This window comes from Flavobacterium sp. CR10, assembly GCF_055814415.1.
This window is the reverse complement of record NZ_CP185985.1, coordinates 4,251,300-4,273,672: the sequence shown is the minus strand read 5'-3', so window position 1 is coordinate 4,273,672 and position 22,373 is coordinate 4,251,300. Positions and strand designations below refer to the sequence as shown.

Sequence of the window (22,373 nt, the reverse complement as noted above, 5' to 3'; positions counted from 1 at the left end):
TTTCTTCATAGCAAAAAGCGATAGGTCATTTTGAAAATAAATGTATTCTGCGGTTGTTTGCCTAAAATTTGTGTGTCCAGATTAACAAATAAATCGTCCATAGGATTTCCCGAACCATTTGTTCCTTGCGACCAAACCAAATAAATTTCTGAGCCTGGTATATATTCCCATCTTAAAACCAAATTGGAGCGGAACTGAACAAATGAAAAGTCAGGATTACGAAAGGAATAGTCTTTGGTCCCATTTTGATTTTCGTCAACATTATAAATATTTGTTGCACTATCAAATGAAATCTGCTTTTGATTGTATGTTACAACTCTATCTGCAAAATAGGCTGCACGGGGGTTGGTAACGTAATTAAAATCTGAATATTTTCCAGTTGACACAAATGGCTGTCCATAATACTGAATAGTAAAATTGGGATTTATGCTATAATTGAGCCGCAATGAAGCGCTTAATGTCTGCTGTTCCAAATGCGAAGTTATATATCGAATTCCGTTTTCATAATTTGATTGCGTTACATATTGTGTTTTACTCTGATTAACATTGAAATTTGGATTCAAAGTAATCGACAACGCATTTGTTGGCTGATACGTCACACTAGGATCTATTGCCTTATACGAGAAAGAATTGTTTTTTCCTTGGGCGAAAAACACTCCAGCTTGAAAACGAAGCTTTTTTCGCGGATCCGAACCAAAAGTATTATAGCTTACAAATTCTTCTGAAAATCTAAATTTTGGCCCGCCCTGCAAATAGGCATTATTATAGATTCTAGGTTTATAAGAAAAACCGATATTCGCCCACCAATAGTTCTTAAATTCTGATTTCCCCAAAAGATCATAATAAGTCCGATTGTGAAAACCTCCAAAATCGTAGGTTACAAAAGGTTCTAAACGCACCATTCCGCTTCTGAAAATCCCAAAAGGTTTTAAAGATTGATAGCTTACATAGAAAGTCTGCTTGATTTCATCCGCCTGACGCAGAAAGCCAATGTCATTGAGCTCCAATTCCGGCGAACGCCAGGTTAGTGTCGCATTATATCGCCAGTGTCCCTCAGCTGCTTTTCCTGCTTCAATCTTTCCTCCCGTCCCCGTAAGTGACGTTCTGCTTTCATCAACAGAAACATAATCAGCATCTGCTCTTTGAAACAAATGCGAAATTTCTTTCTGCGTGTTCGTAATCGATTCTCTTGAACCTAAGACATGGCTGGAGATTACATTTCCACCTATAAAATATTTCCGATTTTTCCAATTGTGCTTGAAATCCAATCCGCCGGTATATGCTGCTTTTCGCAAAAGTAGAAATTGCGGTTCATCTGTATTTCTGTTGGTTGCCGTTAAGATTGCTCCCAGAAAACTATTTCGGTCATTAAAATCTTTTTGAACACGGCCTACAAAATAATTGGTAAGCGGTTCTACATGAACTTCTTGTCGTTCTTGACCGTTATCGATTTTGACATATTCGTCTGCCGTAACGCTTTCCATAATTCCTAATGACCAACCATTTTTTGTTTTCCCGCTAAATTTTGCGGCACCCAAAATGGTTGTATTTTGAGGACGTTTGATAAAATCTTCTTTTTGAGTTGTAATTATCCCTTGCGGACTTCGACCGATACGTCTGGAATAAAAAAGATTGTCTTCATTGTTTCCAAAATTGCAATCGAAAATGTTTTTGTTTTCGATAAAAAAAGGACGTCTCTCTTGAAGAAATATCTGAAATCCATCCAAAGCAATTACAGCAGGATCGGCCTCAACCTGACCAAAATCAGGGTTTATAGTCAAATCCAGCGTCAAATCATTTGTAACTCCAATTTTAGCATCAAGTCCCGCATTTAATGTGAGATCTTCCCCGTCTCTAAATGGATTTCCGTTTTCTTGTTCATATGAATCAAGCTGCGTTAAAAAGTAAGGCTGAATTTCCAATTGTTTTTGGGGTTTAAGATTGGCTAAACCCTCTAAATTTCCAAATTCACTTACCCAGCCCGGCGCATCAGCCGGGATACGTTGCCAAACCGATCGCTCCTGTTTTCGAAAATACCTGCGCGTAGCTTGAAAACCCCAAATTTGATCTTTGCCCGCACTGAATTTTAACTGACTGAGCGGAATTTTCATTTCAGCAGTCCAGCCTTCTGAGTCAATATTTGTTTTTACATACCAAATCGGATTCCAGCTTGCATCCCAGTTATTCCCATTATCTGCAATAAATTCATCACTTTTAACTCCCGATGCCGAAATAGTAAACGAAAATCCAGTACGCTTGTCGTGATAACTATCAATATTCACTTCGACAAAATCGCCGTCAAAACCATCTCGTCTTGACAAACGTTTTACAATTTTTTCGGGCTCTTTATCATAACACTTGAAAGCAACATATAAAAATTTAGCATCGTAAAGAATTTTAAACTTAGTCTGCTCTGTTGGAGCTGTATTTTCATCGGGAAGATTCTCTATAAAATCGGTTTGCCAATCTACGATATCCCAGCTTGAATCGGTTAAAATTCCATCAATTATTGGAGCTTTATTATTTTCTAATGATTTTGTGGTATAACTTCTTTTTTCAATTTTAGACTGTTCCTGTGCTAAACAATATTGAATTGAAAAGAAGACTGTCAGCAAAATCTTTATTCGCTGTAAAGCCATATTGGTTATTTTTGCCGATTTTTTTATTTACTTAATTCCAGAACCCACATTTTTGTTGCTGGAATAACTGTTTTTTGAGAAGTCGAAATTTTTTCTTCTGTAATAACATTTTTAGCAGAAGCAAAACCGGCTGTCCTTTCATTATATTTTTGAAAATCAATTTCTTTTTCAGAATTGCTTGTATTCATCACACACATTATTGTTTGGCTGTCATCATATCTAAAATAAACATATAAGCCATCTACAGGCGTATAATGCATCATTTTTCCCGTTTTTATTGCTGATGCATTTTTTCTAAAATTAGCCAGCTTGCGAACCAATTCCTGTGTCGATTTTTCGTCATCAGTCATTCCTTTTCCTGTAAAAGCATTTTTCTCATCTTCTTTCCATCCTCCTGGAAAATCAGCTCTTAGTAAGCCATCTGGATTTTTAAATCCCTTCATCAAAACTTCAGAACCATAATATAGCTGTGGAATTCCTCTGCAGGTCAGCAGCCACTGAAACCCAATTTTTTGCTTTTCTGCATTTTCTCCCATTAATGAAAAAAATCGAGCCTCGTCATGATTATCTAAAAGCAATACTTTCTGCATTGGATTTTTACTCAAAAAATCACTGCTCAAAGTATAATACAATTGATTGACTCCGCCTTTCCACCCAAAAGGTTCTGTCAAAGCTGGAATGATTCCGTAATACAGACTCTGAAAATCTACAACTGAAGGCAAATTGCTTTTGAACGGTGTATCTATATTATTCTGCTCAAAATAAGCCTGATTTGCTACCCCGTGCACCATTATTTCGCCAAAAATGGAAATCTTTGGAAACTCATCCATTATAGCTTTGTTGCAGCGGTTGGCAAAATTCAGGTCATTATAGGTATAAGTATCAAGGCGAACTCCATCAATACCAAACTTTTCAATATGCCAAATGCAATTTTGGATAATGAAATTGGCCATAAACGGATTATCTTGATTAATGTCTGGCATTATTTTATCAAACCAGCCATCGCTCATTTTCTTTTTGTCAGATTTTGTTCCGTAAGGATCAAAAAGCGGAATCTCTCTATAATTGGTTTGAGTATATTCGGGCCAGCGGTGAACCCAGTCATTTGCAGGAGGATCTAATTCTAGAAAATGAAATGACCCAATATGATTATAAACAGCATCAAAAATAAGCTTCATTCCTCTTGAGTGAAGCTGATTGCTCAATTTTTCATACATCGCATCTCCGCCATATCTTTGATCAATTTTGTAATGATTTGTAATTGCGTAACCATGCTCTGTTCTTTTCTCCATATCATTTTCCATAACCGGAGTAAACCACAATGCTGTAACTCCAAGCCCCTGAATATAGTCCAGATTATTAATCACACCTTGCAAATCTCCTCCATGACGATCATACATTTCTTTTCGGTTAAGGGACTGGTCACGCATTCCTTTGATTTTATCATTGGCAGTATCTCCATTACTAAAGCGATCAACCATAATCAATTCGATAAAGTCGCTGGAAGTCACTCCCTGCGCATATTGTATTCCGTTACCAGCTCTTCGGTTGTATATAGGCCATTTTATTTTCTGTTTCCCAGATTTTTGATTCAATTCAATAATTACATCACCAGCAGCAGTTTCGGGTGAAATAGTAATATCTACCGCAATGTATTTTGAATTTGGAAAGGAATAAGTTTTGTTTATCGTTATTCCCGGATAATTGATGTTGATTTTATCTGTAGTAAAAGAGTCATCAGTACTTCGAATTAATAATTGAATGGAATTGGTCTTCATTCCTACCCACCAATTTGTTGGATAAACTTCTGTATTTTTAGCATTAATTGCTAAAGAAAAGCAGCATAGCAACATTAAAATAAAAGAGGTATTCTTCATAATATTTTTTTTAAAGTTAGAATAGTCGGCGAAGATATTATGCTTTTTAGCAATCAAAAAGGCAATTATTTAAACAGCATGATTTGTGTTGCAGACAGCAATCCAGAATCAATTATGCCATTTACAGAAGAAAACTGTTTTCTGGATCAGTCCAGTTTTTATTTTAAAACAAAAACATTAACTTTAAAATAAATGACAAGTTAAAACCAGCTTACTTATATCAAGAGGATGTTCGAGAATATTTTATATAAGCCGAATTCATAGAGAATCTTTGCACATTTAGAGTATAATTATACAGTGCGCAATTTGAAAAGATTTTTTTTTCAATAAACATGTAAAGCTGCATGTCCCAAAGAAATAAACAACAAAAATTTTTGTCTTTGCCTTATATTATATTTCTATAAACTGCAGCATTGATGCTGCATTCAAATATGGTCAAAGCCATTACGGCTTCATGACGGAGTGATGTTTCTATTGCTTCAAATCAGGTTTTTCGCATCGAAAGGATTGATATTGTTATTTCTAATAACTGATATGCAAAATGCTGCAATACACAATTCATTTTGGATCTTGTAGCTAAACAGACGGTTGCTTTAACTGATTAAATGCGAATTATCTCAAAAGACAAATGCATATATTAAACCTTATCACTTTTAACTGCATTGTTAGTTTTGGCTACAATAAAACTATTTTTGGATACATTTAGCGGTATAAGAACCCTGAACTTTGCTTCATAAATAATATTAGAGATGAAAGTATTTGTTACAGGCGCTACAGGATTCGTTGGAACAGCTGTAGTGCAGGAATTATTAGGAGCTGGTCACGAGGTTCTCGGACTTGCAAGATCGGAAGAATCTGCAAAGAAGTTAATTAAAGCAGGAGCAGAGGTTCACCATGGTGAGCTTACTGATTTTGAAGGTCTAAAATCGGGAGCTAATGCCGCTGATCCTGTTATACACTTAGGATTTGTTCATGATTTTGGCCGCTTTCAGGAAATGTGTGAATTGGATAAGCAAGTAATCGGCGCCATAGGAGATGCTCTGACCGGTACGGACAAGCCCTTTCTGATCACTTCAGGCACCGCGCTTTTTTCAAAAGATGGCATTACAGCAGAGCAGGATCGCAGTGTCAATAACGCGCATCCGAGGATTGCAACTGAAAATGCAGCAGACGATCAGGCCGCGAAAGGCGTGCGTGCCGCCGTTATTAGGTTACCGCCATCTGTGCATGGCCAAGGAGATAAAATCGGTTTTGTCCCGCTATTTATTAAAATTGCAAGGGAAAAAGGCGTTTCAGCAATCATTGCCGATGGATGTAACCGTTGGCCAGCTGTGCACCACCTGGATGCGGCAAGGCTTTATCGTTTGGCGCTGGAAAAACCATTTGATAGCGGAACCAGATATCATGCAGTATCGGAAGAGGGAATTGAGCTTAAGACTGTGGCCTCTGAAATTGCGGAGCGTTTAAATATTCCATTGATCTCACTGAATTCTCAGGAAGCTGAGCAGCATTTTTCGTGGTTTACTCATTTTGCAAAGCTTGATAACGTGAGTTCAAGCAAATGGACAAGAAATACGCTGGGCTGGAACCCGGTACATCCAACTTTACTGGAAGATTTAAAAGGTTCGTATTATTTTTCGGAAATCCGATAATCTGTATTTTTGTTCTCATCTATTTAACTGTAAAAGCAGATAATTCCATGTCCGATAATAAGCCCATTCGTATTAAGACCATTTCCGATTTTCACAAACTGCGCGGTTTGCCCGGACCTAAGCATCCGCTGATCAGTGTGATCAATTTTGATGATATGGCCGAGCATGCAAAGACCGGAAAACAGAGCCTGCTGTTTGATTTTTATATGATTTCTGTAAAACGTGACATGGACCACAAGTACAGGTATGGACAGAATGACTATGATTTTGATCAAGGCGTGATGTTCTGCATGGCCCCGCATCAGGTTTTAAGTGTAATACGTCAAGAACAGGGAAAGAATCCTTCCGGATGGATGCTGATGATCCATCCGGACTTTCTTTGGAATACGGCGCTTTCCGCTTCGATCAAAAGATATGAGTTTTTTGATTATTCGGTTAATGAAGCGCTGTTCCTATCAGAAGAAGAGGAACAAAAAATGCAGCAGGTCATCGAAAACATCCAGCAGGAATATCAGAGCAATATAGACCAGTTCAGCCAAAACATTATCATTTCCCAATTGGAGACCCTGTTTAATTATTCTGAGCGTTTTTATCAGTGTCAGTTTATAACACGTAAGAAAGGCAGTCATCAGTTTTTGGAGAAGCTCGAAAATTTCCTTTCGGACTATTTTGAAGGAAAAAACATTATCGAGCATGGCCTGCCTACGGTACAACTGCTTTCCGAAACGCTGAATATGTCTCCACAATACATGCGGGGACTGCTCAAATCGCTTACAGGCAAACAACGCAGCAGATCATCCATGAAAAATTAATCGAAAAAGCCAAAGAGAGACTTTCCACAACTGAACTTACCATAAGTGAGATCGCCTATGAATTGGGTTTTGAGCACCCGCAGTCATTCAATAAACTGTTTAAAGCAAAAACCAATTTTTCACCGCTTGAGTTCAGGAATTCATTCAATTGAGTTCATATTCGCCGTCTAAGAACATCATCGGACTTGATCAATGATGGCCTAATCATTATACTTCATACGCCATCGTCCGTTTGCCTTGTGTCAACCGTCTGACTTAATATCCCCGATGGGCATGGCCGAGCGCACCCCGAAACGTTGCGCCTCATAGGAGCAGGAGGCCACGACGCCCCTTTCGCCGCCGCCGATGATCAGCGGAATGCCGTTAAGCTCTGAATTGGCAAGCCTTTCCCAGGATACGAAAAACGTGTTCATGTCGATGTGTACAATTGCCCGGTTCATAATCTTGATCATTTTATGCTTGCCAAAATTAGTACAGGTAGTGACAATTTTTAAAAATAAAATGTTTTAAATGATAACAAAATTCAAAAACCCTTGTTTTTCAGGGCATCCAAAAAACAGCTTTTTGATGCATGAGCCGCTTTATTCAGAATTTTCAGAGGAGGGAATAATCAAAGAAAAGCCTGTGCTTATTTGAAGATTATTGCCTGCAGTTTTGGTTTTTATTCAATGGAATCGGAAGATCGTGTTAAAAAACTCAGTTATTACGCATGCAATGGTGTTTTGTTTGGATAAAATTCGTACATTTACAAGATATCAACCGCTCCACGGATATAATTAAATCGTTTATCGATTTACAAAGGCTTATATTTCTATATAGGCTTTTGCAGATTATTGGATTCTTGTCTTCTGTACTGCAAAAAAATATAGGCCATGTCCAAACTCCATGATTGCCAGAAAGTCATATTTATAGCTGCTGACGATGAAGACGACAGAATGCTGTTTTTGGATGCTGTCGAGGATTTAAATCTGCCTGCTGCCGTAAAGGCCGCGCGTGACGGACAGGAACTGCTCCATACCCTTGATAAGAATAAAGACTGCCTGCCTGATATGATCTTCCTGGACATCAATATGCCGATCAAGAACGGATTCGACTGCCTTGCGGAAATCCGAAGCAGGGAAGATGCCCTGAAAGAAGTGAAGATCATCATGCTCTCCACCAGCAAGAATGCTGACAATATAGAACTCTGCCATAAGCTCGGCGCTGATTTCTATGCCGTGAAACCCAGCTCTTTTCAGGGGCTGAAGGACCTGCTTCAGAAAGTATTTGAGATTGACGGGGGCAGCATCCAAAAAAGCGGCAGCAGATTCCAGCTTGCTTAAGCAGTATATGCGCATTACTTAGGGAATGACAGCTTTAGGTTTGTTTTTAGGATTGGTTATTTATATTAAGAGTATTTTTAGATTTATAATATTTTTTGGGAGCTTATCCCGCTATACGCTCCAATCTTCTGCGCCGGACCCCGGCGCAGAAGGATTTCCGCTGCTATCGGGGCTAAAAAAAATGCTGAAGGCTGTTGGTGGGAATACACAAATTTTTCGCGTTATCAGAACAACAGATCTATAGTTCTCAGTTAGTTAGTTAGTTAGTTAGTTAGTTAGTTAGTTAGTTAGTTAGTTAGTTAGTTAGTTAGTTAGTTAGTTAGTTAGTTAGTTAGTTAGTTAGTTAGTTAGTTATTAGTGTTTTGTGCGGAAATGCTCAACTTCGTGCGATTGAAAATGCTTATTAATTATAGAAGCTGTTTAAGTTTTTTTGGGAGCTTTTCCCGCTATTCGTTTCAATCTTTTCTGCCAAATACCGGCACAAAAGGATTTCGACTGCTATCGGGGCTAAAAAAGTTAAATCCATTTTATGGGTTTTGGCTTTTAGTTGTTCAATAATAACTTCAAAAGGTGTTGACAAAATGGTAATACAGTTTCGAACCTAAGGTTGCCAGACCTTGATTTTACTATTCTTATCGTTTCCTAAAACTGCAGGTGCCACGATTTTGCCACAAAACTCAAAGCTCTCATATAATATATTTTTAGAGTTCTACAGTTTCAAATAAACAGCCCTGCCGATGAAAAGCAGGGCTGTCGTTTTATAATAAAGCAGGTGAATTTTCAGGTCTTTTTTAGATGGATGTTTCGACTTCCGCTTTGGAAATTTCTTCGCTGATGACTTCGTCCGAATTGTTCTGCACAGGAGACTGTTCTTCGGCAATTTCTCCTGCAGCGCTTTCTTCCGATTCATTTCCTTCTGCAGCGGCCGTCTGCGGTGAGTTTTTTTTCATCAGGATATAAAAATCCCTCAGATGCCACCATGCCGGACATCTGTCCACAGGGCCGTTGAAGTTTCTGATGGTGCTGTAGCAGCTCCTCAGAAAAACCTGCGTATCGGTGATATTTGCCCATTCAGTGAGTCTTACTTCCTTGGGCGGGGGATTGTTCTCAAAATAGCGTTTTATTTCTTCGTGGTTCATGCTGCAAAATTAGATAAAAGCAGCACATAAGACAAGGCGGTTTAGGATGTTTATGCCTTGATGAGATTGGATTCCTGTTATAATTCTTTTCAATTTTTTTGAAAGCCAGCGGGCTGCTGTCAGATTTTTTTGTTGCGGTCTGATTTTTTGGAGCTTATCTCGCTATTCGCTGTAATCTTCTTCGCCGAACCCCGGCGCAGAAGGATTTCCGCTGCTATCGGGGCTAGGGGGCTTAGATTGCATAATTTTGTGAAGTATGATTCTAGTTAAGCGGTGATTACAAAACTGGCATGCTATGGGGATAAATTGTAATTGAAATGAAAAAAGTAAAAAGAGTATGACTGTGATGGAGAACAACAAAAACAGGCTTGGTATATGTCAGAGCTGTCAAATAAGCTGACAAATGTTCAAAATCAACTATCTCTTATTTTATAAAACCTGATATCTATAGAGCGTTATCATGAAATATGGTAGCAGGATAATGTATGGCACAGATTTTGAGTTATGTAAGTGCCTTCAGAATAGTCTGGAGGGTTGAATGTTTAAGTTGACTATTCTGCCTATCGCGACAGGCAGAATGTGATTGATGACATATACTGCAATTTCTGAACCAAAGGGAAAGAAATATTCCACTAAGATACGAAATATCAGCCATAATGTCAAGATTAAAGTTGCTTTCATAACATTTCTATTGTTTGTAAGATTTCCCAGGCTCTGTCTGGTATGTCCGAGCAGGTGTAAAACATTTCTGCAAGGTTTCAAGGTCCACAAAAGCAGTTCAGTCAGACTGCCGGTAATCTTGGGAAGGTTGGAATTAAAAAGCCAATCTGAAGTGCTGAGAACAAAATTCTATCAGCCAATGTGAGGATTAAGGCATGAATGGGCGTAAACCCCAAGACGATGGAAATCGGTCGTCTGCCAAGCAATGTTTAACATTGTACATCAGCAGGTATTGTTAATGACTGATACTGCTTTCCTGCTGGTGTCCCTATAAAATTGTAATGAAGCAAACTTCACTTTTTAATGAGGGTTTATGGGAGCGTTTTGTGGCAAAGACTGCCCAGAGCCAGGAGAGTTTTGAGCTTAAAACTTATCCCCATCTGGATCCGTATTTTAATTTCTTTAAACATAGCAGCGACATCAAAAAGCTCGTTTCAAATTTGGAGCTGATGGCAAAGCATCCTTTTCTTCCTTTTGTAAAAATACTTACTAAAACACCCAGGTTCAGATATCAGGAAAACGAAAAAACTTACGGACTGGAAACTAAGATAAGACCAATCGCTTTCGCTTCGCATTTCGACTCTTATATTTATGGCTTTTATTCTTTTGCTTTAACCGAAAAGTACCAAGAGTATATACACGAGAAAGGTTTCAGTGAATGCGTGCTGGCCTACAGGTCGGATCTTGATGGCAAATGTAATATACAGTTTGCTAAAGAAGCATTTGAAGCTGTAAGAAAAAAGACGTCGGCTAATGGACACTGCACTGCGATTGCACTTGATATTACCGGCTATTTCGATAATATTGACCACGCGATTTTAAAAAGCAAATGGTGTAAAGTATTAAACATTCAGGAGCTGACAAAGGATCAGTATAAAATTTTCAGATCTCTCACAAAATACAGCTACATGAGCGGTGATAGTATATTGAAGCATTTTAAAATAGATTTAAAAACAGCACCGCACTGGAATTCGCTTTTAGATCTTATACCTGACAATGCTGCCGGTCCAACGTTCAGCAATAAGTTTGATCTGTTTAGAAAAAGAAATCTTTTGACTGTCAATCTACCAAAAATTTCCCAGAGTGGTGAAAAAAGTTTGCGGGGAATACCGCAGGGGTCGCCTATGAGTGCACTGCTGTCCAATATTTACCTGATTGATTTTGATGAAAAAATATTTAATCTCAGCATTGAGCTTGACTTTACCTACCGCCGTTACTGTGATGATCTTCTGATAATCTGCGATTCTGAAAAAGCGGCTCATATCAATGAAACCCTTCTCAAGGAAATAGCCTCCTATAAGCTTGTTATCCAGTCTAAGAAAACAGAAATAATCCATTTCAGACCTGCGTTATCAGGCAAAGTCAGAGGATTTAACCAGAAGAAAATTGACAGATTTGCTCCTGTTTTCACTCCCCGGAATGAGCAGCAGTTTTATAAGAATCTGCAGTATCTAGGTTTTGAGTTTAATGGATCTTCCATTTATATCAGACCTGGAAGTCTTTCCCGCCATTTCAGGAAAATGAAGGGAAGGATTGTAAAGACTGTAATGATGGCCTACAGTGATAAATCAAAGAGGGATAAAATACTCAAAAAGCAGATATTTGAAAGATACTCGCATTTGGGAAAAAGGAATTTTCTTTCTTATGCCGTTAAGGCATCAAAGAAGCGTTATTATTCTAAATCAATGAAAGTCTATCGGGAAGGGATGGATTCCAAATCCATAAGAAAGCAGCTGTCTGCACATTTCGCAATTTTAGAAAAAGAGATTTTAATGAAATCTCTCTCGCGCCATGAGTTTAAAGAATATATATACACCAAAAAGAAAGAGCAGGGACGTAGGGTGAGCCGGAAAAATTTGAAGTATTGAATTTTATCAGTTCCATGCTTGCATTGTATTTTTTTTAAGGAGTTGTGGAAAAATTGAGTAAAAAGGCTGTTATCGGTTCGGCATTTTGTACTAAGTTAAAGATCTTACGTTTAACAATAATCAAGTTATAATCCTTTCATATAGTTATCGAATAATTCTTCTAACTCTTCCGTTGGATGGAAACCAGTTTCTGCCTTTCCATGTATAAATAAACCATCTTCATAAGTTACCTGTGCAAGTGAGTGGGATAGTTCGTCATCAGAAACTTTTTCTGCAAGATCAGCTATAGCTACGGGCTGCCATTCTCCATCTGCTTGCTCCAGATATACATAATCTGCCTTTGTCAGAACAAAAAGCATTCTCTTGTCTTTGGAAAATCCACTTTTCACAACTATATATTCTCCGTTATGGTTTCGGAAGAAAACAGCTCCCTTAATCAAACGTTCACTATATGCTGTTAACGGATCGCCCTCAAACACCTGCGGAGTGCTTGGGTATTCGTTTGGTTTATCCTCGAAGTTGAAAACAATGCGCTGCGCTGCATTCGGAGTCTTGGCTAGTATGTAATTAGGTCGTGCGGCAGGTGGATTCTCAGCAATCTCACGGTTAAAAATCCATTCTCCCAGCGAACCTCCCTGTGATGCCTTGTCGCTTTTTGCCCAAGTCAGCATCCGTTTTAAACTTGCCTGAGCTTCGTCAGCTGAAACAGCACACATCCACCCGTAGTTTGGCTCTGGGAATTTGTCGCGGAATTTTGAAGGGTCGGCAAGAAACTCTTCAATGCTTCCGCAGATAAGTTCTATTCGTCTTGCTGTAATAGGGTTCAGCAATATGTTTTCTAACCTTGTTACCCACCGTATATTGCTTGGCCGATTATTTTGTCTGTTGGTGTCAATATGGTCGGCAACATGCTCTTTTGTCGGCGGTTCCCCATGAAATGCAGTTGCGATTATTCTGTGGACGCGCTCAGAAGCAATATCTAGATACCCCGTCTTGATATTTAGTTTTCCAAAAGTCCAATTATTGTCGGTTGGACGAGGGCGTTTTCCTTCTGGCGGATGGCGCAATACTGCTCCGTTGTCACGAACAGAATAAAGTTCGTCTTTGTAAATGCATTCACTTTCTTCTTTAAAATCTTCCAAATCAACCATATTTACTCTTAATCTTTGAAGTTAGATGTTCATTTAGTATTAGCGGCAGTTATGGTCGATCGCTTCTTGAACTAAAATCTCACTTGTTCTATTCATTAATTCTTCATCCTTATCTCGAAAAATATTGTAGAAAAAATTAAGGATGAGCGGGCTTTTTTTTCTATGCTCAAAGATTTCGTCCTGAAGTCTTCTTGAGTCGATTATCATTGTATTATCGTCGCATGAGTTCTCCATGGCGTTATTCCATATTGTAACAGAATATAGGACAAGCTCATTTAACCTAGTAGCTGCATCCATATTGTCATTTCCTTGTTTAATGCAAAATTGAAAGAACGGTACCAGAGTGCTCAAAATTAAGGTAAACTCGAGTAAAGTTAGATTAATAATGTAACTCAAAAGAAGTAATAACGAAAAAGCTAATATAGAACTAAATTTTAGAAAATTTGATAACCGTTTTCTTAATTTAGAATCCCACCAACAATTTGTGCGTTGGCATAAAATTCGAGCAGTTTTAATTGATAATTGGCCTACACTAGGTGAATACCAATCTTTAATTTTTTCTACGTTTGTTTTAATTTTAACATGCGCATTATAATGTGTAAGTACTTCTTCGACAGTAATATCATCTACCGTTTTTAGAGGAGATTTTGGGATTTTTAAAACATCACAGTCAAATAACTCCTGAATTTTCGCCGCTTTAGTTTTCTTACGTGATATTTCAGGCTCAATAATCGAAATATCGAGGATAAAAGCCAATACACCAAAAATTGCTGATAGAGTAGCTAAATCTGTGTTTAATATTGAAACAATTGCTAAAATTACTGGAATAGCAACAGTGACTATAATTTGAATGATATGCAGTATTTTAGCGGACGAGTATAATTCTCGTTGTGCAGCAAGACGCTCTAACTGTTTTTGAGTATTTTGCTCAGTAGGTATTTGATTCATCGGCTTGGAAATTCATAATTAAAAAATAAATTCCACCAATAAAAGCAATCGTCTAAATTTGAAGTTCTGTTATCATAAGCTTTATCAGCGCGACTAAAAGCCGTTTTAACTTTTGATAATACATCTTGCCTTTTAGCTTGTGTGCTGCAAGCTGCAATGTAACCTGAAATCCCCATGGGATCATTTATGCTTGGTAAATCGTTATTATAAAGATATTTGATAATATGATGTAAGTCAATATCATAAACAATAACCGATTCGCCCTCTGCGTATTTGGTTGTCCGCAATTCTAGATAAAAAGAACTGATAGGTACATTGTTATAGAATTTCCACGCTTTTACCAACTGGATTAAAGGTTTTAATTTTCCATTTAGGCGATCGTTTTCTCTATTAACATAAGCAATATGCGCTCCTGGACTAGATTTCATCCAACCACCGCTATTGTTTGGGATGGCATACGAATATTTACTGCCAACAGGAGTATCTGATAAGCCATTCCGATAAGCTGGAGTTACTTCTAAGGTTTCAGATGCATATGTTCCAAAAGGGATTCTAACAGCGGGCCTGTTTACACAGATACCGCTTGTTCTCCAAAAAGTTGATTGTAGTGCTTCTTTTACTTTTGTGAGTGTATAAGCTGAATCTGTCCAAAGCTCATTGGCAGGACAAACTGCAAAATAGTCTGTATCACTATGATGTCTAACACCTGTACCATTGCCAAATGAGCCGGTTTCAAAAAGAGATGAGCATTTGAAGTTATTTTCCATACAACTCTTTACTGAATCTTTATGAGAACTAGCTTTGTTGTGTTCAGATGTTAGTGGTTGTAGCCAGCTAATAAAAGTATCGAATCCTTGTTCTAAAGTTTTTGCCATTGAGGTTATTTTGATAAACAAATATAAATGAATGTTTTACAAAAGGCATATTACGATTCGATAATTTCCAATTGCCGCTAAATATTATACCAGCCATAAAATGACACAATACAAATTTTTGTAGTTGGTTTTGTGCCATTAGTAAGATTTTTAAGCGAATATAAGAATAATATACTGAATCTTTTTAGCTGTGACCAATTAGCTGTCGCTAAGTATTTTTTAGCCCGTGTCCTTTACAATACTTTATAGGTTCATTAGGCAGCCTCATATATTCATGCCGAAGCTCACTATTTTTCTTGCTTAATGCCTTTTGTTCCAGGATCCCAATTGCTCCCCTCTTGCTTTTTATCCCATTTTTTATTGACTCTGTTATGGACGCTTTCAGAAGATCTCTTCCACATAAAATGCTTTCGACTAAAAAGCCAATTGAGTTTAATCCCATCACAAAGTTCGGGCACAGAAGGGCGGTTCGCCGCAAAAAATTCCCCCATAAATGCAGGACATCCGTCCTGCTTTATTGCGTTGCTTTCTGCGCTCGCTTTCCTCTGCCCGGTGCAGGTGCTGTTATTAATCTTAAATAGTAAAAGCCATGAAAGCAACAGAAAACAGCAGCTGGAAAACCGTATCGGAAATAGACCTGATCTATAAGACCAAAGTGAAGAGTGCCGACAGGCCCAAGATCACTTCCTCCAAATCCGCTTATGCCATCCTTATGGACTGCTGGGATCCCGACAAGATAGAATTCATCGAGCAGTTCAAAGTCCTGCTGCTCAACCAGTCCAACAGGGTGCTTGGCGTTTACCAGGCATCCTCCGGAGGCATAGCAGGAACTGTTGTGGATATCAGGCTGCTGTTTGCCTCCGCCCTTAAAGCCAATGCAGTAGGCATCATCATATCCCACAACCATCCCTCGGGTAAGACCGTTCCTTCTGAGGCAGACAAAGCCATCACCAGAAAGATCAAGACGGCAGGAGAGCTGCTCGACATCCAGCTGCTGGACCATCTGATCGTTACCGAACAGAAGTACTATTCCTTTGTGGATGAAGGCGCCTTGTAGGCGCTTTTTTTCTTTTTATAATTTCTTTTTTGTATTTCTTTTTGGATATTTTTTCCGCTTTTGGCATACAGGGTTGGAATACTGTAAGAGCAACGGAAGATCCTGTAAGACATAGCTGTTTATATTGTTGTAAATTTGCTTTATACTGGTAATGGCACTATAAAATCAGTCAGAAAAAACAGGGGACCGGCGGGGTTCGTCTGGAGGTTCTGTCCCAAATGATTTAGTTAATTACCTTATACTTTTCAGGCAACCGCCGGCCGCCTAAGGACTCCCTTTTTAAGGGAGTTTTTTTGCTTGGTACAGGCATTCCATATCAGAAACTAAAAGCTTATGGCAAGAGCATTCTCCATATCTAAAATCTCATAATTGGCAGACAGTCTGCTGCAGAATATGATTTTATCTTCGTACATGATGTAGTGCTTATAGGCAGGCTCCACAATGATTTGGTTTTTGGAATTGATGAGCCCCCAGAGCCCATCCTTGGCGCACCAGACACCATCTTCCTGTTCGCCCTGATAATAATACATCAGCCCTGTGGGGTTGATCAGAAATAAATCATCCTTAAAAGTATGCCCGATCCAGTTGTATTCGACAGGTATAAGAAGCTCTCCCTCATGATCGAAAGCGCCCCATTTTCCGCCGTCCAGCGTATAGTAGCATTCAGAGCCTTCTGCCTCCTGTGATTCGTAGTCGCGCCCTATGACTGCATTTCTTTTTTCGTAGGCCAGAATAAATTTTCCGCTTTTTAAAATCAGATCGTAAACGGGCGGTATTATAGTTTTAAAGCTTTGGTCCAGAAGTCCCTGCCTGCCGATCATAGAGGTCTGGTCCACATACTGGCCGTAGAATGCTCCGATGTCATAAACGGTGTAATGGGAAGGACTGTTTGCAAAATTTACCAGCCCGTATTCAAGTTTTTGGAGCATTATGCCGTTCCGGTCGTAGATCCAATATATGCTGCCTTCCGGATTTTCATCTTCGTTTTCAGTTTCTGTATTGATCTGTTCCCTGGCTTTGAAGATTTTCAGGGTTTTATTGTACTCGATTTCTCTGAACTTTAAGGGAATGATGATTTCAAATTTGGAATCAAGTATGCCAGCATAATCATCGATTACGGCCAGATAGCTGTCCTGGTTGATGTCATGCAGGGAGTCATATCGGGCGGGAATCAGTATTTCAAAATTCTCATCGAGCACGCCGGCCCTGGTGGTCTTCCAGCCGTCCGGCTTGTCCCTGAGCTCGCTGTAAAAAAGCACGTTTTTTTTCGTCTGGGACTGGTAGACCGAGTAGTATTCATGGGTGTCGATAAGAATCTCGGCCGTTTCGGAAACCTTCAGCACTCTTGTCTTTGCTCCCTGATCCTTGTAGATATTCAGTACAACGAATCCCCTGGTATCACGGAACCCGAAGAATTCACCGTATTTCAGGTTCAGTGTGCTGCAGATGAGATCAAAAATGCCTCTGGTCTGCTGCATTTCAGCCTGTCTTTCTTCAAATCCTTTTAATTCTTCAGCGGTCATGTTTATTTATTGGCTTCTTCAAAAATAGCATAAAAATAATAATGTTTTTGAAGCAATGCATAAGTGAAACATACCAATAAAAAAGCCGCTAAACTTTTCTCTTGGCGGCTTTCTTTCTGTTCTTCTACTGTTTTTTTTCCGCGGCGAGGCGGGCCAGTTTTTCATTGAGTTCAGCCAGTCCCGCCCTGCCGAGACAGTCTGCTGAAAGCTGTCTAATTCGTTAATATTTTCCTCTGCCGTGCGCTTTAAAAGCACCGAAGGGCTGCTGTCGTTTTCAAACAGTCCGCGCTCGATCACATGATGCAGGAGCAGCACGTTTTTTCTCGAAAACTTCAGATCAGTCCTTACCGGTTCGTTCATGCCCGGGATACTCATTATGGTATCAAAAACCTGGGCGGCATCATTTTCTGTCAGCATAATTCCTCGTTTTTAAATTAATAATCTTCTGTTTCAAAGATAGGCAGAAGCGCCTGAAACACCCCGTTCAAAATATGGACGGGATGTGAGGAATCCGCATGGCTTTTCTAATTTCGTTCTGAAGATGGTTTGGAAGAGGCTTTTTTAGGCTTTCCTGCTTAAGGAGGCTCAAAGACTTCCTCGTTCCTGCAGTCTGCCAGATGTCCGTTTGTTAAACAAACGCATCCGGCTGCCCTGTGCTCGGAACTCGCGGCAGTGATTTTGAAAATGAGGAATCTGGAAAAATGATGCTTAAAGAAATGAAAAGAGAAAGAAGATGGAGAAAGAAAATTCAAACCGGAACCGCATTGCGGCGGTGCGATTTACAGCCGCCGAGTATGCGCAGCTGGAAAGACGTTTTAAGGCAACCGCCTGCAGACAGATGAGCGAATACCTTAGGAAAAGCCTTCTGCATAAACCCGTTATCGTCAATTACAGAAATGAATCCCTTGATGAGGTTATGCTTGAATTGGTGTGCCTGCGCAGAGATTTAAACGGCCTTGTAAACAACTTTAACCAGACTGTCAAAAGGCTTCATACCCTGGGGCAGATTCCAGAGTTCAGGGACTGGATTATGCAGACGGAAGCCCAAAGGGAAGAGCTGGTGGAGAAGGTGGGATCCATTCAGAAATTTATGGACAAAACAGCCGTGAAATGGTTGCAGTAATCAAGACCGGACATTCGGTGCGGTGCATTTTCAATTACAGCGAAAACAAGGTGAAGCAAGGCAAGGCGGTGTGCATTGGGGAAGGCGGTTATCCGATGGCGGTTTCGCGTATGAACCCTTCGATGAAACTCAGCAGGCTGCTGCACCAGAATGCCCTTAATGGCAATGTGAAGAGGGGCAGCGTGCATATCTCGCTGAACTTTCATCCATCAGAGAATTACCCAGAGAACAAACTCATGGAAATTGCCCGCATCTATATGGAGAAAATAGGCTTTGGGGAGCAGCCCTATCTGGTGTATCAGCATCATGATGCAGGGCATCCGCATATCCATATCGTGTCGATAAAAGTAAGATCGGACGGCTCGAGAATCGACATGCAGAACATCGGAAAAAACCAGTCTGAGAAAGCCCGGAAAGAGATTGAAAAAGACTTCGGTCTGGTGCGGGCTGAAGATGCGGTTAAGCAGGTGGTTTCTGCACTCAAACCAGTTTCGGTTTCTAAAACTCAGTACGGGAAAATGGAATCCAAAAAAGCCATGGCGGGTGTTCTTCAGACCGTTGTTTCAGGTTATAAGTACACCTCCCTGGCAGAGCTCAATGCGGTGTTGCAGCTCTACAATATAAAGGCAGACAGAGGCAGCGAACAGTCTAGGATTTTTAAGGCGGCAGGGCTGGTATACAGGATAACGGACAAGAGCGGAAAACCGGTCGGTGTTCCCATTAAGGCAAGCGATTTTTCGATGCGTCCGACACAGGCTTTTCTGGAGCGGAAATTTGCTTCAAACAATACCGAAAGGGCCTTTGAAAAAAAGAGGATCCGCAGCGCAGTGGACAGCGCTTTTTTCGACAGGGAATTGAGTCTTGATACACTGGTTTCTCTGCTTCAAAAGGAGGGAATCAGCACGGTGCTGCGAAAGAGCGATGCAGGACAGCTTTATGGGATCACCTATGTGGATCATGCCACGAAATGTGTCTTTAACGGCAGCGGGCTGGGAAGAAATTACAGTGCTAAAGCGGTGCTGGAAAGATGCGCCGGGGGATCAGAAAAGGAAAAGATTTTGAACAGTGGAGAAGTACTGCTCAAGGGGATGAACAATGGACTGGATGAGTCTGATCAGACTGGGGTTCAGGGGATCAATATCAAAGGACTCGAAGAGCTCATGCGGCCCGAATGGCAGGGTGATTATGTATCCGGAAAGTTCAAGGGAAGAAAGAAGAAAAGAAAAAGAAAAGGACGTTCGGATCTGAACTGATCCGGAATGATCAATGGTAAATTTTGACAGTTATGCAGACGGGAGAAAACGAACAGGCGCTGAGAAAAATACTCGACATGACAAGACTGATGAGCATCACCATGCTGATGCTTCATTTTTATTATTACTGCTACGGGGCATTCCGGTCATGGGAGATGACGGGAGCTTTTGGCGATAAAATTTTAGATTCGGTTTATAAGACTGGACTGTTTAATAGTTTTCATCTCTCCAAGCTTTTGGCCTTGGGACTTCTGGCGGTTTCCCTGCTTGGGGCAAAAGGGAGAAAGGATGAAAAGCTGCAATTTAAAACAGCATTTTGTTATGTGATTTCAGGACTGCTGGTTTATTTTCTGAGCGGTCTGGTTCTGTTTTTTTATGGTTCTGACGTGTTGTGCGCGGTGCTGTATATGGTTATGACGGCATTGGGATTTCTGCTGGTGCTTTCAGGCGGCGCTCTGCTCTCGCGCATCATTAAAAACAGGCTTTCGGCTGCAGATGTTTTTAATGCGTTAAACGAGACCTTTCCCCAGGAAGAAAGGCTTCTGGAAAATGAATATTCCATCAACCTGCCGGCGCGGTATTACCTCAAAGAGAAAGTGCGAGCGAGCTGGATCAATATCATCAATCCCTTCCGCGGCCTGCTGGTGCTTGGAACGCCCGGATCGGGCAAATCCTACTTTGTCATCCGCCATGTCATCACCCAGCACATAGCCAAAGGCTTCAGCATGTTTGTCTATGATTTCAAGTACGATGATCTCTCGAAAATTGTCTACAACACCTTTGAAAAATTCAAGCATGCGTATGCCGTAACGCCTGAATGCTACTTCATTAGTTTTGATGATATCATGCACCGCTGCAATCCGCTGGATCCCTTCGGGATGGTGGATATTACGGATGCCTCCGAGTCGGCGCGTACCATTTTACTGGGGCTGAATCGGGAGTGGATTAAAAAGCAGGGAGATTTTTTTGTGGAGTCGCCGATTAATTTCCTATCGGCCGTAATCTGGTATCTCAGAAGATACAACGGCGGGGAGTTCTGCACGCTGCCTCATGTCATTGAGCTCATGCAGGCAGACTATGACAGCCTCTTTACCCTGTTGCGCACCGATAAGGAAATCGAAGTGCTCATCAACCCTTTTGTCAATGCATATCTCAATGATGCGATGGATCAATTGGAGGGGCAGATCGCCTCAGCTAAGATTGCGATGGCAAGGCTGTCGTCGCCCCAGCTGTACTATGTGCTTTCGGGAAATGATTTCACTTTGGATATCAATAATCCCGAGGAGCCTAAGATTGTCTGCATGGGGAACAATCCGCAGAAGCTGCAGATTTATGGTGCCGTGCTTTCGCTGTATGTTAACCGTCTGATAAAGCTGGTCAACAAGAAAGGAAAGCTCAAATCGAGCCTGATTTTTGACGAGTTTCCGACCATCTATCTCAACAATATGGACAGCCTGATCGCCACGGCCAGAAGCAACAAGGTCAGCACCTGCCTCGGCGTGCAGGACTTCAGCCAGCTTAGAAAAGACTACGGGCGCGAGCAGGCCGATGTGATTATGAACATCACCGGAAACATCATCTCGGGTCAGGTGACGGGAGATACTGCCAAACAGCTTTCGGAGCGTTTCGGCAAGATCATGCAGGACAGGGAGAGCTTGTCCATAAACAGTTCCGATACTTCGGTCAGCCGTTCCAGACAGCTCGATTCAGCGGTGCCTCCATCGAGGATTTCGTCATTGAGTTCAGGGGAATTTGTGGGGATGGTGGCCGATGATCCGCAGTGCAGGATCAAGCTTAAGACATTCCATTCTGAAATTTTAAATGACCATGAAGCGATTGGAAAAGAAGAAGAGAATTATAAAGAAATACCGCCTGTGAGAAAACTCGACAACGGGATGGTCCAGCAGAATTTTGCGCAGATCAAAAGGGATGTGCAGGAGATCATCTACACGGAGATGGACAGGCTTTTGAATGATCCCGCTCTGAAGCATCTGGTGGTGAAGAAGAAGAGGTGATGCGTTTTGGATTTTTCTGCGGAGCCTGATATAAAGGACTATCTGTATTTTGATTTTTATGGCGACAGCCTAAAATGTTATTTGGGTGTTTTAAGTTTATGAAAAAGAAGGTATAGCTGCCAGGCCAATTGCAGCTGAATTAAGAAAAAAAGCTTCAGAGGAATCTGAAGCTTTTTTTAGTAGCGGGAACAGGACTCGAACCAATGCTTTTCGATGATGATCTTAGAGTGCTGCAGTAAAGCTTTTTTTCTTTATTGGATGGTTTAAGTATGATTATCTAGGCATGATTTTGGACGGTGAGCGGGGTGGCTGGAATAAGATCCGATTTGATTGGAGATTATTTAGCCTTGCTCTAATTTCTGTTTGTGGCATGGAACATGCGGCATATTTATAATAATC

Annotated in this window: 17 protein-coding genes and 1 pseudogene; 9 read left to right on the top strand and 9 right to left on the bottom strand. The window is 40.4% G+C overall.

Going from position 1 to position 22,373, the window contains the following annotated elements; translation table 11 throughout:
• Positions 1-5: 5 nt before the first annotated feature.
• Both ACNRYB_RS18235 and ACNRYB_RS18230 read right to left on the bottom strand, forming a co-directional pair.
• Positions 6-2,639: a DUF5916 domain-containing protein gene (locus ACNRYB_RS18235; RefSeq protein ID WP_473728238.1), complete on the bottom strand. Its 2,634-nt coding sequence runs from the start codon at positions 2,637-2,639 to the stop codon at positions 6-8.
• Between the two features lie 23 nt (positions 2,640-2,662).
• Entirely contained in the window at positions 2,663-4,516 is a 1,854-nt protein-coding gene (locus tag ACNRYB_RS18230; RefSeq protein WP_294957232.1) for an alpha-amylase family glycosyl hydrolase, read from the bottom strand.
• Between the two features lie 749 nt (positions 4,517-5,265).
• Between ACNRYB_RS18230 and ACNRYB_RS18225 the strand changes: the two genes are divergently transcribed.
• The 3 genes from ACNRYB_RS18225 to ACNRYB_RS18215 are packed head-to-tail and all read left to right on the top strand — an operon-like array spanning position 5,266 to position 7,132.
• Positions 5,266-6,168: an SDR family oxidoreductase gene (locus ACNRYB_RS18225; protein ID WP_473728237.1), complete on the top strand. Its 903-nt coding sequence runs from the start codon at positions 5,266-5,268 to the stop codon at positions 6,166-6,168.
• Positions 6,169-6,215: 47 nt separating this feature from the next.
• Positions 6,216-6,980, top strand: coding sequence for an AraC family transcriptional regulator (locus tag ACNRYB_RS18220; RefSeq protein ID WP_473728236.1), 765 nt, complete (start codon positions 6,216-6,218; stop codon positions 6,978-6,980).
• The gene (locus ACNRYB_RS18215) at positions 6,914-7,132 is read left to right on the top strand and encodes a helix-turn-helix domain-containing protein (protein ID WP_473730255.1); all 219 of its coding nucleotides are present in this window, start codon (positions 6,914-6,916) and stop codon (positions 7,130-7,132) included. Before ACNRYB_RS18220 ends, ACNRYB_RS18215 begins: the two co-directional genes overlap by 67 nt.
• A gap of 114 nt (positions 7,133-7,246) precedes the next feature.
• Here the strand turns inward: ACNRYB_RS18215 and ACNRYB_RS18210 are convergent.
• Positions 7,247-7,420: pseudogene (locus ACNRYB_RS18210) on the bottom strand (Y-family DNA polymerase); the annotation flags it as partial.
• A gap of 432 nt (positions 7,421-7,852) precedes the next feature.
• Here ACNRYB_RS18210 and ACNRYB_RS18205 point away from each other — a divergent pair.
• Positions 7,853-8,302, top strand: coding sequence for a response regulator (locus ACNRYB_RS18205; RefSeq protein WP_473728235.1), 450 nt, complete (start codon positions 7,853-7,855; stop codon positions 8,300-8,302).
• 791 nt (positions 8,303-9,093) lie between these two features.
• On the opposite strand, the gene ACNRYB_RS18200 is transcribed toward ACNRYB_RS18205, so the two are convergent.
• Positions 9,094-9,441, bottom strand: a complete 348-nt coding sequence (locus ACNRYB_RS18200) for a DUF6965 family protein (protein WP_473728234.1) — start codon at positions 9,439-9,441, stop codon at positions 9,094-9,096.
• A gap of 1,001 nt (positions 9,442-10,442) precedes the next feature.
• Between ACNRYB_RS18200 and ACNRYB_RS18195 the strand changes: the two genes are divergently transcribed.
• Positions 10,443-12,029, top strand: a complete 1,587-nt coding sequence (locus ACNRYB_RS18195) for a reverse transcriptase/maturase family protein (protein ID WP_473728233.1) — start codon at positions 10,443-10,445, stop codon at positions 12,027-12,029.
• A gap of 125 nt (positions 12,030-12,154) precedes the next feature.
• Here the strand turns inward: ACNRYB_RS18195 and ACNRYB_RS18190 are convergent, their stop codons facing one another.
• Genes ACNRYB_RS18190 through ACNRYB_RS18180 form a run of 3 tightly spaced genes read right to left on the bottom strand, consistent with a single transcriptional unit; the run spans position 12,155 to position 15,003 of the window.
• The gene (locus ACNRYB_RS18190) at positions 12,155-13,171 is read right to left on the bottom strand and encodes an HNH endonuclease signature motif containing protein (RefSeq protein ID WP_473728232.1); all 1,017 of its coding nucleotides are present in this window, start codon (positions 13,169-13,171) and stop codon (positions 12,155-12,157) included.
• Positions 13,172-13,219: 48 nt separating this feature from the next.
• Complete coding sequence (locus tag ACNRYB_RS18185; protein ID WP_473728231.1) at positions 13,220-14,128, bottom strand: S-4TM family putative pore-forming effector; 909 nt, start codon at positions 14,126-14,128, stop codon at positions 13,220-13,222.
• A complete protein-coding gene (locus ACNRYB_RS18180) occupies positions 14,125-15,003 on the bottom strand; it encodes an SMODS domain-containing nucleotidyltransferase (RefSeq protein ID WP_473728230.1) in 879 nt (292 codons plus the stop codon). Before ACNRYB_RS18180 ends, ACNRYB_RS18185 begins: the two co-directional genes overlap by 4 nt.
• Before the next feature lie 589 nt (positions 15,004-15,592).
• Between ACNRYB_RS18180 and ACNRYB_RS18175 the strand changes: the two genes are divergently transcribed.
• On the top strand, positions 15,593-16,060 hold the full coding sequence (locus ACNRYB_RS18175) for a JAB domain-containing protein (protein WP_473728229.1): 468 nt from the start codon (positions 15,593-15,595) through the stop codon (positions 16,058-16,060).
• Positions 16,061-16,383: 323 nt separating this feature from the next.
• On the opposite strand, the gene ACNRYB_RS18170 is transcribed toward ACNRYB_RS18175, so the two are convergent.
• Together ACNRYB_RS18170 and ACNRYB_RS18165 are read right to left on the bottom strand one after the other, a co-directional pair.
• On the bottom strand, positions 16,384-17,583 hold the full coding sequence (locus tag ACNRYB_RS18170; protein WP_473728228.1) for a WG repeat-containing protein: 1,200 nt from the start codon (positions 17,581-17,583) through the stop codon (positions 16,384-16,386).
• Between the two features lie 18 nt (positions 17,584-17,601).
• A complete protein-coding gene (locus ACNRYB_RS18165; protein ID WP_473728227.1) occupies positions 17,602-18,000 on the bottom strand; it encodes a hypothetical protein in 399 nt (132 codons plus the stop codon).
• Between the two features lie 316 nt (positions 18,001-18,316).
• On the opposite strand from ACNRYB_RS18165, the gene ACNRYB_RS18160 reads away from it, so the two are divergent.
• The 3 genes from ACNRYB_RS18160 to mobC are packed head-to-tail and all read left to right on the top strand — an operon-like array spanning position 18,317 to position 21,974.
• The gene (locus ACNRYB_RS18160) at positions 18,317-18,706 is read left to right on the top strand and encodes a plasmid mobilization protein (RefSeq protein WP_473728226.1); all 390 of its coding nucleotides are present in this window, start codon (positions 18,317-18,319) and stop codon (positions 18,704-18,706) included.
• Positions 18,694-19,959 carry a relaxase/mobilization nuclease domain-containing protein gene (locus ACNRYB_RS18155; protein WP_473728225.1) on the top strand — a complete coding sequence of 422 codons (1,266 nt, stop codon included), beginning with the start codon at positions 18,694-18,696 and terminating at the stop codon, positions 19,957-19,959. Before ACNRYB_RS18160 ends, ACNRYB_RS18155 begins: the two co-directional genes overlap by 13 nt.
• Before the next feature lie 32 nt (positions 19,960-19,991).
• Positions 19,992-21,974, top strand: coding sequence for a conjugal transfer protein MobC (gene mobC / locus ACNRYB_RS18150; protein WP_473728224.1), 1,983 nt, complete (start codon positions 19,992-19,994; stop codon positions 21,972-21,974).
• Positions 21,975-22,373: the final 399 nt, after the last annotated feature.